Source organism: Bradyrhizobium sp. USDA 4011 (assembly GCF_054063415.1).
In genome coordinates this window covers 7,031,864-7,049,413 of the sequence record NZ_JBSSGG010000001.1, presented here as the reverse complement: position 1 = coordinate 7,049,413, position 17,550 = coordinate 7,031,864, and the positions used below count along the sequence as shown (strand labels likewise).

16 protein-coding genes are annotated in these 17,550 nt (G+C 63.3%); 7 read left to right on the top strand and 9 right to left on the bottom strand.

The features are described 5' to 3' along the window. From ACVW1C_RS33165 to ACVW1C_RS33130, 8 genes are all read right to left on the bottom strand, one after another. Window positions 1-456: a MaoC family dehydratase gene (locus ACVW1C_RS33165; RefSeq protein ID WP_024582047.1), complete on the bottom strand. Its 456-nt coding sequence runs from the start codon at window positions 454-456 to the stop codon at window positions 1-3. Further along, entirely contained in the window at window positions 457-1,233 is a 777-nt protein-coding gene (locus ACVW1C_RS33160) for an enoyl-CoA hydratase/isomerase family protein (protein ID WP_456761865.1), read from the bottom strand. After that, a complete protein-coding gene (locus tag ACVW1C_RS33155) occupies window positions 1,230-2,456 on the bottom strand; it encodes a CaiB/BaiF CoA transferase family protein (RefSeq protein WP_456761864.1) in 1,227 nt (408 codons plus the stop codon). Before ACVW1C_RS33155 ends, ACVW1C_RS33160 begins: the two co-directional genes overlap by 4 nt. Before the next feature lie 27 nt (window positions 2,457-2,483). Then, window positions 2,484-3,200 (bottom strand): ABC transporter ATP-binding protein, encoded by a 717-nt coding sequence (locus tag ACVW1C_RS33150; RefSeq protein ID WP_456761863.1) that lies wholly within the window; start codon window positions 3,198-3,200, stop codon window positions 2,484-2,486. Then, window positions 3,197-3,955 carry an ABC transporter ATP-binding protein gene (locus ACVW1C_RS33145; protein WP_456761862.1) on the bottom strand — a complete coding sequence of 253 codons (759 nt, stop codon included), beginning with the start codon at window positions 3,953-3,955 and terminating at the stop codon, window positions 3,197-3,199. Before ACVW1C_RS33145 ends, ACVW1C_RS33150 begins: the two co-directional genes overlap by 4 nt. 2 nt (window positions 3,956-3,957) lie before the next feature. Further along, window positions 3,958-4,977 (bottom strand): branched-chain amino acid ABC transporter permease, encoded by a 1,020-nt coding sequence (locus tag ACVW1C_RS33140; RefSeq protein ID WP_456761861.1) that lies wholly within the window; start codon window positions 4,975-4,977, stop codon window positions 3,958-3,960. Then, window positions 4,974-5,876 carry a branched-chain amino acid ABC transporter permease gene (locus ACVW1C_RS33135; protein ID WP_456656596.1) on the bottom strand — a complete coding sequence of 301 codons (903 nt, stop codon included), beginning with the start codon at window positions 5,874-5,876 and terminating at the stop codon, window positions 4,974-4,976. Before ACVW1C_RS33135 ends, ACVW1C_RS33140 begins: the two co-directional genes overlap by 4 nt. A 93-nt stretch (window positions 5,877-5,969) precedes the next feature. Then, on the bottom strand, window positions 5,970-7,229 hold the full coding sequence (locus ACVW1C_RS33130) for an ABC transporter substrate-binding protein (RefSeq protein WP_456761860.1): 1,260 nt from the start codon (window positions 7,227-7,229) through the stop codon (window positions 5,970-5,972). A 169-nt stretch (window positions 7,230-7,398) separates the two neighbouring features. Here ACVW1C_RS33130 and ACVW1C_RS33125 point away from each other — a divergent pair, with 169 nt between their 5' ends. The 5 genes from ACVW1C_RS33125 (at window position 7,399) to ACVW1C_RS33105 (ending at window position 13,366) form a co-directional block, all read left to right on the top strand. Further along, on the top strand, window positions 7,399-8,895 hold the full coding sequence (locus ACVW1C_RS33125) for an AMP-binding protein (protein ID WP_456761859.1): 1,497 nt from the start codon (window positions 7,399-7,401) through the stop codon (window positions 8,893-8,895). Next, entirely contained in the window at window positions 8,892-9,530 is a 639-nt protein-coding gene (locus tag ACVW1C_RS33120; protein WP_456761858.1) for a TetR/AcrR family transcriptional regulator, read from the top strand. Before ACVW1C_RS33125 ends, ACVW1C_RS33120 begins: the two co-directional genes overlap by 4 nt. Then, complete coding sequence (locus tag ACVW1C_RS33115) at window positions 9,527-10,300, top strand: SDR family NAD(P)-dependent oxidoreductase (RefSeq protein WP_456761857.1); 774 nt, start codon at window positions 9,527-9,529, stop codon at window positions 10,298-10,300. The genes ACVW1C_RS33120 and ACVW1C_RS33115 overlap by 4 nt, the downstream gene beginning before the upstream one ends. Before the next feature lie 9 nt (window positions 10,301-10,309). Continuing rightward, on the top strand, window positions 10,310-12,232 hold the full coding sequence (locus ACVW1C_RS33110; RefSeq protein ID WP_456761856.1) for a flavin-containing monooxygenase: 1,923 nt from the start codon (window positions 10,310-10,312) through the stop codon (window positions 12,230-12,232). 504 nt (window positions 12,233-12,736) lie between these two features. Next, on the top strand, window positions 12,737-13,366 hold the full coding sequence (locus ACVW1C_RS33105; protein WP_456763238.1) for a DsbA family protein: 630 nt from the start codon (window positions 12,737-12,739) through the stop codon (window positions 13,364-13,366). Window positions 13,367-13,378: 12 nt separating this feature from the next. Here ACVW1C_RS33105 and ACVW1C_RS33100 read toward each other — a convergent pair whose 3' ends face one another. Next, a complete protein-coding gene (locus ACVW1C_RS33100; protein WP_456761855.1) occupies window positions 13,379-14,416 on the bottom strand; it encodes a glutathione S-transferase N-terminal domain-containing protein in 1,038 nt (345 codons plus the stop codon). 226 nt (window positions 14,417-14,642) lie between these two features. Between ACVW1C_RS33100 and ACVW1C_RS33095 the strand changes: the two genes are divergently transcribed. Further along, the gene (locus ACVW1C_RS33095; protein WP_456761854.1) at window positions 14,643-15,437 is read left to right on the top strand and encodes a class II aldolase/adducin family protein; all 795 of its coding nucleotides are present in this window, start codon (window positions 14,643-14,645) and stop codon (window positions 15,435-15,437) included. Window positions 15,438-15,907: 470 nt separating this feature from the next. Beyond that, window positions 15,908-17,497: an ABC transporter substrate-binding protein gene (locus tag ACVW1C_RS33090; RefSeq protein ID WP_456761853.1), complete on the top strand. Its 1,590-nt coding sequence runs from the start codon at window positions 15,908-15,910 to the stop codon at window positions 17,495-17,497. The last annotated feature ends 53 nt before the right edge of the window (window positions 17,498-17,550 follow it).

Below are 17,550 nucleotides of genomic sequence, written 5' to 3'. Positions count from 1 at the left end.
CTATGCCTTCGGCTTGCAGTGCATCAGGCCGGTGCGGCGGCAGCTTGCCACCACCTCGCCGCGCTGGTTGGTCATGGTGTGCTCGAATTCGACAATGCCTTGGGTCGGCCGCGACTTGCTGGCGCGCTTGCCGATGATTTTTGTGTGCGCCTTCAGCGTGTCGCCGTGAAATACCGGCTTTGGAAACTTGACGTCGGTCATGCCGAGGTTTCCGACTGTGGTTCCCAAGGTCGTGTCGTACACGCTCATGCCGATCATGATACCGAGCGTATAGAGGCTGTTGAACAGCCGCTGGCCGAACTCGGTCTTCTCGGAGAAATGCGCGTCGAGGTGCAGCGGCTGCGGGTTCATGGTCAGGAGGCTGAACATGGTGTTGTCCATCTCCGTCACGGTCCGGCTGAACTCGTGATGGAATTCCCGCCCGACCTCGAACTCTTCGAAGTACAATCCGGCCATCTACCGTCCCTTGTAGTTGGGCGTTCGCTTCTCAACGAACGCATTCAGCCCTTCCTGGCAGTCTTCGGTCGAGGCGACCACCACAAAACTTTCCGCGGTGTTCTCCACCGAGCGGCGGAAATCGGCATCGACCGCGCGCATGAAGGCATCGCGGCCGATCTTCATCACGATAGGCGATTTCGTCGCCAGCTTCCGCGCGATCTCGCGGGCCCGATCGAGCGCAGTGCCCTTCGGCACGACTTCGCTGAGCAGCCCCATGCGGTAGGCCGTTGCGGCATCGAAGGGTTCGCCGAGGAACAGCGGGCCGAACGCCCGGTGCTTTCCCACCAGCCGCGGCAACTGCACGAAGTGGATCGCCGGGATCAGGCCGACATCGATCTCGGGATAGCCGAAGGACGAGCTGTCGCCCGCGACGATCATGTCGCAGGAGATCGCGATCGTCATGCCGCCGGCCCGCACCGCGCCATCGATCGCCGCAATCGTCGGCTTGCCCATGCGGTACTGCGTATCGTTCAGTGCGAAGTACAGCCGCTCGAGGAATGCCTTGGTCTCGATCGCGGGCTTGCCCCTGACGATATCGAGGTCGAGGCCGGCGCAAAACACCTTGTGGGCACTGCTGATGATGACGGCGCGCACCGCGTCATCATCACGTGCTCTGGCCAGCGTCGCCAGCAACGCGTCGATCAAGGGGATGCTGAGCGCATTCACCGGCCCGCGGTCCAGCACAATCTCCGCAATCTGGTTGCTGATCGAGTAACGAACGAGGTCCGTGCTCATGATGTCTTGCCTCCTGTGATCGCTTTGGCCTGCCGCACCGCGCCCGACAGCAGCAAGCCGTCGATCTCGGCCGAGCCAAAGCCAGCCTCTGCCAGCACCGCACGGCTATCCTGCCCGACATCCGGCGCAGGACAAAGATGATCCTCGGACAGGCTCGCGATCCCCGGCGTCCGCGGCGAATAGACCGCGCCGACGCCCGGCATATCCTGGCGGACCGACGCCCTGGTCGCCTCGACGTGCGGGTTGCGCAGCCATTCGCCGGGATTGAGGATCCGCTCCGCGATGATATCGGCGGCGTGCAGCCGCGCGAGCCAGGCATCCGTCGGCTGCGTCAGGAACACCTCGCGCAGCTGCGGGATCAGTGTGTCGGCAGCGTCCGCACGCCGGGCGAAGTCGGCGAAACGGGGATCGCTGGCGAGATCCTCGCGGTCGATCGCACCGCACAGCCGCTTGTATTGCGGCTCGTTCACCAGGGTGACCATCATCCAGCCGTCCTGGGTCTGGTAGGTGCCAGCCGGCACATTGAGCGCGCGCGGGGCACCGCCCTCGAGGATGAACTCCGCGACCTTATGGCCAAGCAGCGCCGACGTCGACTGGCAGAGATTGACGTCGATCCAGCGGCCTGTGCCGACCGTCGCACGTGCGAACAGCGTCGTCGCAATCGCCTGGAACGCATAGACGCCGGTGACGACGTCGGAGATCGTTGTGCCGACCCGATGCGGCACGCCATCGGTGCCGACATTCACCGAGACCAGCCCGGAGAACGCCTGCGCGACCGAGTCCGAGCCGGGGCGCTTTGAGTATGGCCCGCTCTGCCCGAAGCCGCTGACCGACAGATAGACCAGGCCCGGATTGTCGCGCGATAGAATCTCATAGCCGAGCCCGATCCGCTCCGCGACACCAGGACGAAACCCTTCAATCAGCACGTCGGCCTCGCGCGCCAGACGCTGTGCGATCGCGATCCCGTCCTTGTGCTTCATGTCGAGGCACAGGCTGCGCTTGCCGCGGTTATAGACCGCCGACAGTGTCGTGTGATTGCCGTAGGTCGTGCCCAGACAGCGCGACCAGTCGCCTTCAGGTGGCTCGACCTTGACAACGTCGGCGCCATAGACCCCGAGCAGCATCGCGCAATAGGGCGAGGCGATCCCCTGCCCGAAATCCAGCACTTTCAGCCCGCGATAGGGCGCCTCGTGCGTCGGCGTCAGCTTGCGTTCGCCCGCCATTTGTCCTCCCACAGCTGTCGAAGAGCCCTACAGCGCCAGATAGCGCTGCCGGATGTTGTCGTTGGCCTTCAGCTCTTCGATGGAGGATGTGTAGACGATCTGTCCCTTGTCGATAACCGTCGCGTGGCTCGCAAGGCCAAGGCAAAAATGCATGTTCTGCTCGGCGATCAATACTGTGGCACCGGTGCCGCGGAGCTGCCGCAGCAGCTCGCCGATGCGCTGCACGATGATCGGCGCCAGCCCCTCGCTCGGCTCGTCCAGCAGCAGCAGCACCGGATTGCCCATCAGCGTGCGGGCAATCGCCAGCATCTGCTGCTCGCCGCCGGACAGCCGTCCGGCGATCCGGTGCCGCAGCGGCTCCAGCAGCGGGAATACGTCATAGACGCGGCGGATCGACCATTCGTCCTCACCGTCCGGTCCCTTCTTCTGGCCGATGACGAGGTTGTCCTCGACGCTATGCTCGGGAAAGATCTGCCGGTCCTCCGGCACGAAGCCGAGCCCTGCCCGCGCAATGTGATGCGGCCTCATCCCGGACACCAACTGGCCGCGCAGGGTCACCTTGCCGCGGCGCGCAGGCGCCAATCCCATGATCGCCTTCATGGTGGTCGACTTGCCGGCCCCATTGCGGCCGAGCAGCGCCATGGTCTCGCCCTTCCGCACCGAGAGTCCGACGCCAAACAGGATCTGGCTGGTGCCATAATAGACGTCGAGATCCTCGACCTGTACCACCGGCTGGGCGCTCATGCCACCGCTCCCGCATGGTCGTCGCTGCCGAGATAAGCCTCGATGACGGCTTCATTCCTTCGGATCGCATCAGGCGTCCCGGTCGCCAGGATCCGGCCGTAACACAGCACGACGATCTCAGGTGCGATCTTGAACACGATATCCATGTCGTGCTCGATGAACACGACGGTGATCTTCTGCTTCTCCCAGAGCTCGCGCACCTTGTCGATCATGCGCCACCGCTCCTCGGTGCCCATGCCCGCGGTCGGCTCATCGAGCAGCAGCACCTTGGGGTCAAGCACCAGCGCGAGCGCGATATCGAGCAGCTTCTGGTCGCCATGCGACAGCGTCGCCGCGGTCCTGTTGCGCTTGCCGGCAAGGCCGAGCAGCTCCATCGCGTGCTCGGCGCGGTCGCGCGTCTCGGCCAATGGAAAGCGGCGATGCATCACGCCGGCGCGGCGCTGATCGGCACAGACCGCTGCCAGCATCGTCTCCTCGACCGTCAGCGAGGGGAAGATGCTCGCGACCTGGAAGGCACGACCGATGCCATGGCGCACGATCTCGGGCGGCGTCTTGCCCGCCATGTCGACGCCATTGAGCAGGATCTGCCCGGCGTCCGGCCGCAGCGCGCCCGTGATCAGGTTGAAGAACGTGCTCTTGCCGGCACCATTGGGACCGATCACGGCGGTAAGCGAACCGTCGGCAAAGTCGAGCGAGACATTGTCGGTCGCCTTGACGCCACCAAAGGATTTCGAGAGGCCGCGAATTTCCAGCATGGCTAACTGCGCCCCTGGCCGCGACGCTGCGTAAACCATTCGACGACAAAGTCCATCAGCCCTTTCCGCAGGCCGATGGCAAAGAACAGGATCACGATGCCGAGCACGATGCCGTGATACTCGGTCAGGCGGGTCGCGGTGTCGTTGAGGATCAGCAGCAGCACCGTTCCGACCATCGGCCCGAGGAAGGTCGTCACGCCGCCGAGCATGTTGATGAAAATGCCCTCGCCGGAGATCGTCCAGTAAGCGAATTCGGGATAGGCGCCGGAGACGAACAGCGCCATGATGATGCCGCCGGTCGCCGCGAACAGCGCCGCCAGCACGAAGATTGTCAGCTTCGCGCGCCAGGCATCGATGCCGATGAAGCTCGCCCGCGTCGCGTTGTCGCGGATCATGCGCAGCGTGTAGCCGAACGGCGACTGCGCGATCTGGCGCATCAAGAGCAGCCCGATCACCAGCAGCGCGCAGCTCGTGATGTAGAGATGCAGATGGTTCGAGAGGTCGATGCCGAGGAACGGCGGCCGCGGAATGCCGCCGCGCAGGCCCTGGTCGCCGCCGGTTAGCGATTGCCACGACAGGATTGTCGAGTGGATCAGCATCTGGAATGCCAGCGTCACGAAGGCAAAATAGATCTCCTTCAATCGCACGCAGATCGCGCCGATGACGACAGCGACGACGAGGGTCATCGCCAGCGTGGCGACGAAGGCCACCGGGATCGGCACGCCGGTCTTCTGCATCATGAGGCCGAAGCCATATGCCCCGAGGCCGAAGAACATGCCGTGCCCGAACGAGATCAACCCGGTATAGCCAACCAGGAGGTTGAGCGACGTCGCGAACAATCCGTAGGCGGCGCAGCGGATCACGAAATCGAGCAGTTGCTTGCTGCCGAACACCATCGGCAGCAGCGCAAGCACGGCAAACGCCGCGAGCGCGATCAGCAGGTCGCGATAGCGCTGCGGCCTGGCATCGATCCGGGGCACTTCGAGGGGCTGTGCGCCCTGCCCGGCCTGCAACTCGGTCATGCGACCTCCTTGCCGAACAGGCCGGTCGGACGCGACACCAGTACGATCACCATGAAGAGGTACATCAGCCCCTCGGTGAACAGCGGGAAACCGAGCGATCCGAAGGAACGGATCAGGCCGATCAGGAGCGCACCGATGAGCGCGCCCAGGATCGAGCCCATGCCGCCGATGACGGTGACGATGAAGGACTCGATCAAGACCGAGAAACCCATGCCCGGCGTCAGCGAACGCACCGGCGCGGCAAGCGCTCCGGCCAGCCCCGCCAGCATGCCGCCGAGCGCGAACACGCCGCCATAGATCAGCCCCGTATTGATACCGAGCGCCGACACCATCCCGGGATTGTGCGCTGCTGCCCGGATCACCTTGCCGACCCTGGAGCGCGCCAGTCCTAACCCGAGAACCACCGCGGCGACGAGCGCCACCCCGATCAGCAGCAGATAATATGGCGGCACCACGCCGCCGGCGATGAATAGTGGCGGCACCTGGAATGCGGCCGGCATGCCCATCGACCTGAATTCAGGTCCCCAGATCATGCGGACGACGTCGTCGAAGATCAGCACGAAGGCGTAGCAGACCAAAAGCTGCATCAGGACGTCGCGGCCGTAGACCCGGCTCATGAACGCGCGTTCGAAGATCAGGCCGAGGAGCGCGGTGCCGACGGCTCCGCTCAGGATCGCCAGCGCAAAGCTGCCGGTGAGCTGGTAGGCCGTCATCGCGAAATAGGCGCCGAACATATAGAAGGCGCCATGGCTGAAATTGACCACCTTGAGCACGCCGAAGATCAGGGTCAGCCCGACGGCGACGAGAAACAGCAGCATGCCGATGATCAGGCCGCTGGTGGTCTGCGTCACCAGACAGGCGGGACTGGTGAGGCAACTGGCGAGCGCGTCGAGGTCCACGAGAATCATCCATTACGGCGGCCGCAACGCCGGCGCGCGACAAACATCAAATGCAAGGCGGAGGCAGTACGCTGCCTCCGCCCCGCATGCGGATCAGGTGTAACCCTTGCTCTTCTTCCACTCGGCTTCGAGCTCGAAGATGGTCTTCCAGTCACCGGCCTTCATATCGAGCACATAAGGCTCCTGCGGGATCGTAGTGCCCCAGCCGATCGCGTAGCCGACCAGCGTGTGGTCGTCGGCGCGCATCGTGACGGTGCCGTCGGCACCGAACGGGCACTTGATGGTGAGCCCGGTGAGGGCCTCCGCAACCTTCTTGCCGTCGGTCGAGTTCGCCTTCTTGACGGCCTCGTTGAGGAACATGATCGCCGTCGCGTTCTGCCAGGACCAGTTGGTCGGGTACTCGTTGTACTTCGCCTTGTAGGCATCGCCCCAGGCTGCATTCTCCGGCGTCGGCGGGAATGTCTTGATGTAACGGTCGCCGGAGTGGATACCCTTGGGCAGGTTCTTCACCACCGTGAGCGCGGTGTAGTCGGCCATGTTGACCGCAAACACCTCCATCTGCGTGAACATCGCGTAGATGTTGGCCTGGTCGATATACGAGGTGAGATCGCCGCCCCACAGGCAGGAGTAGAGCGCCTGTGGCTTGGCCTGCAGGATCTTGGTCATCACCTCGGTGTAATCGGGCTGGAACAGCTTTGGCCAGGACTCGCTGATGATCTCGACATCGGGCGCGAACTTCTTCAGATACAGCACGAACTCGCCGGTGGTGTCGCGGCCATAGGCATAGTCGGGCGAACAGGTCGCCCATTTCTTCAGACCCTTCGCTTTGGCGATCCCGGCCGCGTAGCCGGCGCCCACGATCGAGTCATGAATCCCCTGCCGCACGCAGCGGAAGGCGTTCGGAATGTGCTGCTTGGGATCGGCGGTCAGCGACGACGCTTCCGAGCAGGTGTGGATGCAAAGGACGCCGAGATCGCGCGCCACCTCGTGAACCGCGAACGATCCCGACGATGCCTCGCCATCGAGCAGCATCTCGCAGCCATCGGTGTTGACGAGCTCGCGCGCGATACGCGCGGCTTCCTGCGGCTGTCCCTTGGAGTCGCGGATCACCATCTCGATTTGCCGCCCGGCAAGGCCGCCTGCGGCATTGACCTTCTCGACTTCCAGCATCACCGCATTGCGCGAGGACGTCCCGAGTTGCGCGACGCGACCCGACAGAATGGTCGGCATGCCGATCTTGATGGTCTTGGCCTGTGCGCGCGCCGCCCATGGCGCAGCAAAGCTCACTGCGCCGGCGCCCATCAGCGCAAGCGTCGAACGCCGGCTGATGCCCGGTTTCCGGGTCCTCGTCATATTCCCCTCCCTGTCGGGTTCGCGTTCCCAAATCCCTGTCGGAGATCGTTTCGTCTCCATGGCCACGATGTTTTCAGAGCAAGGGGGGTGACGTCAAGCCAAAGATGAATTACGACTCACAATTCATCCAGGGAGAAAACGGCGCCGGAATCGGCCCGACGGACGGCAAATGATCAATCTTTCCAGCTTCATCGCATTTCATGCCAGGCGGACTCCAGACCGCTGTGCGCTGAAATACCGCGGCGAAGACGTCTCCTATGCAGATTTCGATCTGCGGATCCGGCAGGTCGGCAGCTGGCTCGCGACACGCGGAATCGCGCCCGGCGATGTCGTCGCCGTCCTGATGAAGAACAGCTCAGCCTTTCTCGAACTGGTGTTCGCGACCAGCCATATCGGCGCGGTGTTCCTGCCGATCAATTATCGCCTGTCGGCCGTTGAGGTCGGCTACATCGTTGGCAATGCCGGCGCACGGCTGCTGGTCGCCGACGAGGAGTTTGCTGCGATAGCAAGCGGTAGCGCACCGGTGGTGCTGCTGGGTGAAGTCGCACAGTCCAGCGTCACCAATCTTGCGCCGGACATTGCGCCGTCGCCGATCCATGTGCGCCAGCCGCGCGACCTGATGCGGCTGATGTACACCTCGGGCACGACGGATCGCCCCAAGGGGGTGATGCTCACTTACGAGAACATCTATTGGAAATCCGCCGACCAGACCGTGGTGCTCGGGCTGAACGCCGACACACGGCTGCTCGTCGTCGGCCCGCTCTATCATGTCGGCGCGCTCGACCTGCCCGGCATCGCGGTGCTCTGGCATGGCGGCATGCTGTGCATTCACCGCACCTTCGAGCCCGAGCTGGCGCTGGCCGCCATCGAACGCGAGAAGCTCAACACAGCGTGGTTTGCGCCGGTCATGACCACGGCGCTTCTCACCTGCCCGAACCGCGAGCGCTACGATGTCTCGAGCCTGCAATGGGCGATCGGCGGCGGCGAGAAGACGCCGGAGGTTCGTATCCACGCCTTCTCTGACTATTTCAAGAACGCGCGCTACATCGATGCCTACGGCCTCACCGAAAGCTGCGGCGGCGATACCTTCATGGACGCCGGCCGCGAGATCGAGAAGATCGGCTCGACCGGCCGCGCCATCGCCCATGTCGAGATCGAGATCCGCGACGATGCCGGCAAGCGCCTGCCCGCCGGCCAGAACGGCGAGATCTGCCTGCGCGGCCCGAAGGTCACGCAGGGCTACTGGAAGGATCCCGAGAAGACCGCATCCGCCTTCTTCGGCGACTGGTTCCGCACCGGCGACGTCGGCTATCTCGACGACGACGGCTTCCTCTATCTGACCGATCGCAAGAAGGACATGATCATCTCCGGCGGCGAGAACATCGCCTCCTCCGAGGTCGAGCGCGTCATCTACGAAATCCCCGGGGTGCGCGAGGTCGCGGTGATCGGCCTGCCGGACGACCGCTGGGGCGAGAAGCCGGTCGCCATCGTGGTGCTGGCCGACGACGCGAGGCTCGACCTGGCTGATCTCACTGACTACTGCCGTGCGCGACTCGCTGGCTTCAAGGTGCCGCGGCAGTTGATCATCCGCGACAGCCTGCCGCGCAATCCATCCGGCAAGGTGCTCAAACGCGTGCTCCGCGCTGAACTCGAGGCCACCGCATGACGCAAACGACATCCGCCAAAGTGACAAAACTCAACCGGGTCGAGCGCAACGCCTGGACCAAGCAGAAGATATTCGACGCTGCGACCAAGGTCGTCGGCAAATACGGCTATGCCGAAGCCTCCGTTGCGCGGATAACGGAAGCTGCCGGCGTCGCGCAGGGCACCTTCTATAATCATTTCGAGAACCGCCAGGAACTGCTCGACCAGCTGCTGCCGAAGATCGGCCTCGACATGGTCCGCTTCATCCATGCGCGCACCGGCACTGCCAACGAAGCACGGCAGGAGGTCGAGCGCTTCAGCGCCTTTTTCGATTTCATCCGCGAGGTGCCCGAGTTTCTCCGCATCCTCAACGAGGCCGAATTCTTCGCGCCGATCGGCTACCAGAAGCACTTCGACAACATCTCGAGCGCCTATGTCCGGATCCTCCAGCGCGCGCGGGCCGCGGGCGCCACCAACACCTTCAGCGACGAGGAATTCGAGGCCATTGTCCAGGTCTTGATGGGCGCACGCGGCTATCTCAGCCGGCGCTATTCGTATTCCGAGCAAGGCGTTACCGCCGTGCCTGACTATGTGATCACGGCTTACCAGAAGCTGGTCACGCATGGCCTGTTCAACAGCGAAGGGAAGAAACGATGAGCGCTGACGGCACCATCCTCGTCACCGGCGGCAGCCGCGGCATTGGCGCGGCGACCGCGACGCTGCTTGCCGATCAAGGGCATCGCGTCGTCATCGTCGACATCGCACCTGAGCCGCTGGTCGGAACAGCCGCCATCCTCTGGCCGGCGCCATTCGACGTCGCGAGCGAAAGCGCCGTCGTCACCGGCGTCGCCGATATCGAGAAAGCGCACGGCCCGATCACCGGCCTCGTCAACGCGGCCGGCGTGTTCGGCAAGATGCACACGATCGAGCGGGTGCGGATGGAGCAATGGGACCGCGAGGTGAATATCGACCTGCGCGGCACCTTCCTGGTCTCGCGCAGCGTCGGCATCGGAATGGCCAAGCGGCGGCATGGCGCGATCGTCAACGTCGCTTCGGTGGCCGGCATGACGTCGGGCCCGATCCACGCCTATACCGCGGCGAAGGCCGGCGTCATCCAGATCACGCAGACGCTTGCCGCCGAATGGGGACGTTCCGGCGTGCGCGTCAACGCGGTGTCGCCCGGCTTCACCCGCACGGTGGCGCTCGAAGCCGGTATCGCGTCGGGCGCCCTGAACAAGGAGCTGCTTGCCCGCCCGACCGCAATGAACCGGCTGGTCGAGCCGATCGAAGTGGCGCAGGCGATCGCCTGGCTGCTCTCGCCGCGGAGCAGCGGCGTGACCGGCATCAACCTGCCGGTCGACGCCGGCTACATCGTCGGCACCACCTGGGCCGCCTATGGCGGTCTGCCCGAAGCACCGGCGAGCTGAGGACAACGCATGAATATTGAGCTTTCGCGCCAACACCTCGATCTGTCCTCCGCCATCGCCGAGGGCGACATCCGCGTGCTGCTGATGGTGCTCGTGCACATGACCGGCGACGAGAAGTGGCTCGAGCCGCGGTACAAGCCGAAGCGCGACGTCCGCCTGATCCCCGATCCGGACGCGGGCGTGCCGAAGGAGGTCCAGGACGAGATCCGTGCCGCGGTTCTGAATCTGTTTGCGAATGGCACGCCGAAACCCGTCATCACCGATCCCGGCAACGAGCTGATGCTGCGGATGATGCGTGCGACGCTTGGCGAGAACGTCGCGCCGGAATACGCGCCTCTGATGCGCGAGGAGATGGGATTCGTTCCCCGCGACGCCAGATGGCACGAGCGCCCTTCCGACGAACGACTGGCGCAGCAGCATGTGCTGATCGTCGGCGCCGGGGTCTGCGGGATCGCGCTTGGCGTTGCGCTCGGGCGGCTCGACATTCAATATACCATCGTCGAGAAGCAGGATGAGATCGGCGGCACGTGGTACGTCAACCGCTATCCCGGCTGCGGCGTCGATACGCCGAACCACTCCTATTCCTTCTCGTTCGGCGCCCGCAATCCGTGGACCCGCTATTTCGCGCAGCGCCAGGAACTGCTCGACTACCTGCTCAAGGTCGTGCGCGAATACGGCATCCGCCAGCACGTCCGCCTCTCGACCGAGCTCGTCGCCTCGCGCTGGGACGAAGGCAAGCGCCGCTGGATCTCGACGTTGAAGACGGCGAGCGGTCAAGAGACGTTCGAATCCACTGCGCTGGTCAGCGCGATCGGCCAGCTCAATGATCCCTCGCCTGCCTCCTTCAAGGGAGACGAGAAGTTCACTGGCCTCAAAATTCATTCGGCGCTGTGGTCCGACGATATCAAACTCGACGGCAAGCATGTCGCCGTCATCGGCACCGGCGCGACCGCGATGCAACTGGTGCCGTCGATCGCCGACCGCGTCGCCTCGGTCACCGTCTACCAGCGCACCGCGCAGTGGGCGCGGCCGGTGAAGGGCTATTCCGACCCGATCACCGAAGGTGCGCAGTGGTTGCTCGCCCATCTGCCATTTTATGTGCAGTGGTATCGCTTCAACATGTTCTGGCGTTACGGCGACGGCCTGCTGCCGTTCCTGCGCAAGGATCTGGCGTGGCCGCATCCGGACCGCGCCGTCAACAAGGGCAACGACCGGCATCGCCAGGAGCTGGCCGACTTCATCCTCTCCGAGCTGAAGGACCGCCCTGATTTGATCGAGAAGTGCATGCCGACCTATCCGCCTTACGGCAAGCGCATCCTGCTCGACAATAACTGGTTCAAGACGCTCACCAGGCCGAATGCCGAGCTGGTCACCGACACGATCGACCATTTCGCTGCAGACGGAATCGTCACAGCCGACGGCAAATCCCGGCGGCACGACGTCATCGTGATCTCGACCGGCTTCAAGGTCTCCGAGATGGCGGCGCGTCTCAACATCACCGGCCGCGACGGCAAGAACCTCAAGCAGGTGTGGCGCGACGACAATCCGACCGCGTATCTCGGTCTCACCGTGCCTGACTTCCCCAATTTGTTTCTGATGCTCGGCCCCAACTCGGGTCCTGCGCATGGCGGCAGCGTGATCTTCCAGTCGGAATGCCAGAGCCGCTACATCTCCGCCTGCCTCGTCGAGATGATCGAGAACGATATCGCAGCGATCGATGTGCATCCCGACGCGCATGACGAATACATCCGCAACGTCGATGCCGAGCATGAGCAGCTGATCTGGACCCATCCGGGCATGACGACCTACTACCGCAACAGGAGCGGCCGGGTATTCTCGGCGATGCCGTGGCGGTTCGTCGACTATTGGAAAATGACGCACGATCCGGACTTCACCCGGTATCGAACGACCAAGTCGCGACAGGAAAGCTGACCTGAAATACCCCGCTCGTTAACTTGACAGCGGGCCATAACTGCCGCAGCATTTCGGTGACTGCACCTGTTGGGGTGCGGGAGCGCCTGCTCCCCGCGTCGCAGGAATTGACGGACGATTTTGGAATCGGCCGCCAGGCAGAGAAGCGGACAGAGGTCCGTCGGCCCACCCTTGGAGAGGAGCATGACGCCACCGGCGAAAGCCAGCGACCTTGCTCAGCGGCAAGGTCTCGGTGCACGTTGAGGCGAACAGCAGCTGCTAGCCGCGTGCGCCGCCGACAATCTGAACATATCCGCAGGACGAGGGCGCAAAGGCCAAGCGCTTTTAGGTCCCGAAACACCACTGGTCTACACCAGAGATCCTTCGCTAAAACGAAGTAGCAGGGCCCCGCGATGCTTGAATGCACCGGGGCCCATTCGTTTGCCCGCCGTCTCCCTTCGTAGCACCGTATTGCGTCACCGCCCGGGATCGGGAACAATTGTCGCGACCGGGTGAGGAACGATGATCGAAAAGCCGCGCGTACGCATCTACACCGACTACAAGTCTCCGTACGCTTATGTCGCCAACAAGCGGCTGTTCGAACTCGAGGAGACCTTGGGCGTGGAGCTGGAATGGCTGCCCTACACGCTTCGCATTCCGGAGTTCATGGGCACGGTCGAGGCGCGCACGCCGCATTTCTGGCGCAAGGTCCGCTACTCCTACATGGATGCGCGGCGGTTCGCCAATGCGCAAGGACTGACTATGAAGGGCCCGCGCCGGATCTACGACGCATTCCACGCCAGCGCCGGAATGCTGTTCGCGCAGCGCCACGGGCTGTTCCGGCCCTATCATGACACGGTGTTCCGGAGGTTCTGGAACCATGAGCTGGAGATTGACGACCTGTCGGAGATTGCCGGCGTGATCGCCGCGATCGGTAGTTCCGCTGACGCGTTCGAGACCTATGTTCGCGGCCCTGCCCGCGCGGAACACGATCGCATCATCGACGAGGCCGAAGCGCTCGGCGTGTTCGGGGTGCCGAGCATGGTGTTCAACGGCGAGCTGTTCTGGGGTGGCGACCGCATCGACATGCTCATCGAGCGGATCAGGCATCCGGAATCGGTCGCGGTCGCGCTCGGCAGCAGGCATCGGAGCTGAGCTCTTGCCGTTCTAAATCTGGTTGCCGTCCCTGATCGACCAGCCTCCATTCAGGATCGCCCAGCATCCCGTGCGTTCCAGCACGGGCTTCAACGCCGCGCGATCTCCGGCATCGAGCGCCGCAAATTTCCCGCGCAGCTGCTGCAGGCACTTGACCTGATATTTGAACGGCGCCAGCGCGTAAGGCAGTCCCCAGACGTTGATCTCAAGGCGCGCGAGGCCTTCGGCGAATGCATCCGCGTTAGCGGCAAGGAACGGCAGATAGAGCTCACCAGCGATCCGCAGCAGCGCTTCAGCGAATCCGCCAAGCGCCTGCTCGCGCGGATACCAGTTGCCCTCGACGCCGGAGGCATCATCGAGCCGCCGCACCCAGTGATCGGTGAACGGCGCGCGCTCGCGCATGATCCGCATCGGGGTCGGGTCGGTCGCCATCTCGCTGAGCTGGCCGAACCAGGCAAAATCCGCCAGTGACGGCCGGCTGCCGAACAGGTAGTTCGTCATGCCGACATGCGGCTCGAACGCCGCAAGTGTCCGGCGATAACTCTCCTCCAGCAGCGGCCGGTTCTCGTCGGTGGCGCCGAGAATGACCATTCGCGAAATCTGCCGCTGCCGGAATTCCTCGATTTCCGCGCGGCTGCCGGCCGCGGCTTCCGACGTCGACCACTCCTCTCCCGCCCAGCGCGAGACATAAGCCTGATCTTCCTCGTCCCACCAGCGATACAGAAACAGCGGCTTCACTGCCCACTCGTCGGCGAGGTCCTCGAGCAGATCGCAGATGAAGGCTGTAGCCTTGTCCTCCGGGATCACCGAACGCCCCTGGTGACGCGCTTCCAGATCGTAGGCCAGCGTCGTGGTCTCGCCGCGATAGCTGCCGTCGGGATATTGCAGCACCGGAATCAGCATCGGCTTCAGATGCGCGGTCGCCGCGCGCAACGCCTTGGTCATGATGACCCAGTCGTGCGGAATCCGCCGGTAGCGCATCAGCGCGCGCAACTTGATCGCATAGGGCGATGCGGTCGAACCGATCAGGCGGTAGCGGCCTTCCGTCATGACGATGAACCCGAGAACGGCGCTTTGCGATCATTCATTTTGTGCGCCTCGGCTATTTTTTCGTATCCTGACATCGAACCCGCGGTGCGCCAATGCCGCATTCGGTTTTTGCCCGCCAGACCTGCAAATAAGCCGACGCGGCGCGGCTTGCCGCCGTGCCGATTCTGCTATGGTCCACGCCAACAATCGGGCCCCGGCCCCGCAGATGTCTCAAGGAGAGAACGCCATGAATTCCCCCGTCAGTTCGCCCGCGATCAAGGTCGTGAAATCCGTTCGCGAACAGGTGAGCGCCGAGGAGTGGCAGGCCCGCGTCGATCTTGCCGCCTGCTATCGGCTGACGGCGATTTACGGCATGACCGAAATGATCGCGAACCACATCTCCTGCCGCGTGCCCGGTACCACCGACCAGTTCCTGATCAATGCCTACGGCATGCTGTATGAGGAGATCGACGCCTCCAGCCTGATCAAGGTCGATGTCGAGGGCAACACGCTGCTCAACGTCACCGACTATGATGTCAATGTCGCGGGCTTCGTCATTCACAGCGCCATCCACATGGCCAAGCACGACATGGACTGCGTCGCGCACACCCATACGCCTGCCGGCATGGCGGTTTCCGCGATGGAATGCGGCCTGCTGCCGCTGGCGCAGACCTCGATGCGCTTCCTGCACATCGCCTATCACGACTTCGAAGGCATCGCCGACAATATCGACGAGCGCGCGCGGCTGGTCCGCGACCTCGGCGACAACGAGGCGATGATCCTGCGCAACCATGGCCTCTTGGTCGTCGGCCGCACTGTGCCTGCCGCGTTCAACGTGCTGTTCCGGCTCGAGCGCGCCTGCCAGACCCAGGTGATGGCGCTGTCCTGCAACACCAAGCTGACCTATCCGCCGCAAAACATCCTCGAAGACACCTATGAGCGGATGCTGCCCAAGCCCGGCCGCGCCGCGCGCAACGGCGAACTCGCCTGGCCGGCGCTGCTCCGCAAGCTCGATCGCGCCGATCCGTCGTACCGGGACTGAGACGAAATCGCGCCTTCGCATCAACTTTGGGCGTCACTTGCCCGCTATTTGAACGCACGCTTTGCCGCGACATCGCCGATGCTAGCCGTCGAAGAGACGGCAGGCACGTGCGATGAAAACCTTCATTCGCGTTGTTGAGCTCTGGGTTTCTCGCGACATGAATCGTCCGAGGCTTGGTTGTTCGTTGCTAGATCATGCGGTCCGGAACCCTGGCTTCGCAATTTCGTGACGGAAGCCGAAATCCGTTCAATCGCAATCGATTACATGCTCGCGCAAGTTGCAGCCAAGCTGTCGCACGGCAAATCATGTCCGTAAGCGCCCGCAGCGTTTCCATAATCCTGCCGCACGCATCGCGGCGACACAAATTATTTGGTTCCGGTCGCCATCGACGCGACATGAGGACCTTGCGCTTGACGTGCTGCCGATGGTCAACTCGCTGATCGGAATGTTCCTGCATCGTTGGGGGAAGCATGAAGTTCAAGTTGATTGCGATCGCGGTTGGCCTCGGGCTCGCACTCGGCGCCACGGCGGAGGCCCAGACCCCGCGCAAGGGCGGGACCATTCGCATGACGGCGCCCTATGGCTCCAGCTTCACCAGCATGGACATCCACACGACACCGCGCGCCCAGGACGAGATCTACGCCAAGGCTCTGCACCGCTCGCTCTACATCTGGGACTCGACCGAGGGTAAGCCGGTTCTGGAACTCGCCAAGGAGGTTACCGTCTCGGGCGGTGGCCTCGTTCATACCTTCAAGCTGCGCGACGACGCCTATTTCCACAACGGCCGAAGGATGACGGCCGACGACATCATCTGGTCCTACAATCGTATCATGGACGGCACCAAGGCCTATCCCGGCGCGCGCTTTGTCCGCTTGATCGAGGGCGCGGCCGAGGTCGAGAAGGGCCAAGCCAAGGAAATCTCGGGCTTGAAGAAGATCGACGACTTCACCCTCGAAATGAAGCTGACCGAGAAAGTCGATCCCGCCTTCTATTTCTTCACCGCGTTGACCTCGATCTATCCGGCCGACGAGGGCGGCAAGGAGAGCTTCCTCCAGAAGCCGATTGGTCTTGGTCCATTCAAATTCGTCGAGCACGTGCCGGGATCGCGCATCGTGCTTGAACGCTGGGACCGGTTCTACAAGCCCGGCAAGCCGTATGCCGACAAGCTCGTGATATCGCTGATGGGCGAAGCCGCCGCCCGCGATGTCGCCTTCCGCAACAAGGAGATCGACACCTCGGTGCTTGGGCCCGCGCAGTATGTCGCCTATCAGGCCGACCCCAACCTCAAGGGCAGCATCGTCGAAGTCGCCGAGGTCTTCACCCGCTATATGGGGATGAATGCCGCGTTCAAGCCTTTCTCCGACAAGCGGGTCCGGCAGGCCGTCAACTACGCGATCGATGCCGATCTGATCATCAACAAGCTGGTCAAGGGCAAGGCCTATCGCGCCACGAGCTGGCTGCCTTTGACCTCGCCTGCGTACGACAAGGCCATGAAGCCCTACCCTTACGATCCTGCGAAGGCGAAGCAATTGCTAGCGGACGCGGGTTATCCTAACGGCTTTGAATTCGAGTGGACCACCAGTCAGAACGAAAGCTGGGGCTTGCCGATCGTCGAAGCCGCGATCCCGATGCTGGACAAGGTGGGCATCAAGGTGAAGGTCAAGCAGGTCGAGACCGCGGTGCTGGCAGAGGTCATTCGCAAGGGCGACTTCCAGGCCTTCATCTATTCCCAGGCGACCGGCCCGGATCCGCAGGCGGCGCTTAAATGCTTCCACTCGGCGACACCGCAATCGGCCTGCAACTACACGATCTTCAAGAACGCGAAGTTCGACAAGATGATCGATGCAGCCGGCCAGACCGACGATGCCGCAAAGCGCGTCCAGCTGCTGCAGAAGGCCAATGCACTGCTCCAGGACGAAGCGCCGATCTGGTTCTTCAACTACAACAAGGCTGTCATGGCGGTGCAGCCCTGGCTCAAGGGAATCCAGCAGGACGCGACGGAACTGACCCATCAAAACGTCGAAGACCTCTGGGTCGACGACACCTCGCCGGCGAAGTGACAGGTGCCATCGCTCTCCCTCCATCGTGTGAAATGATGGAGGGGATGAGGAAA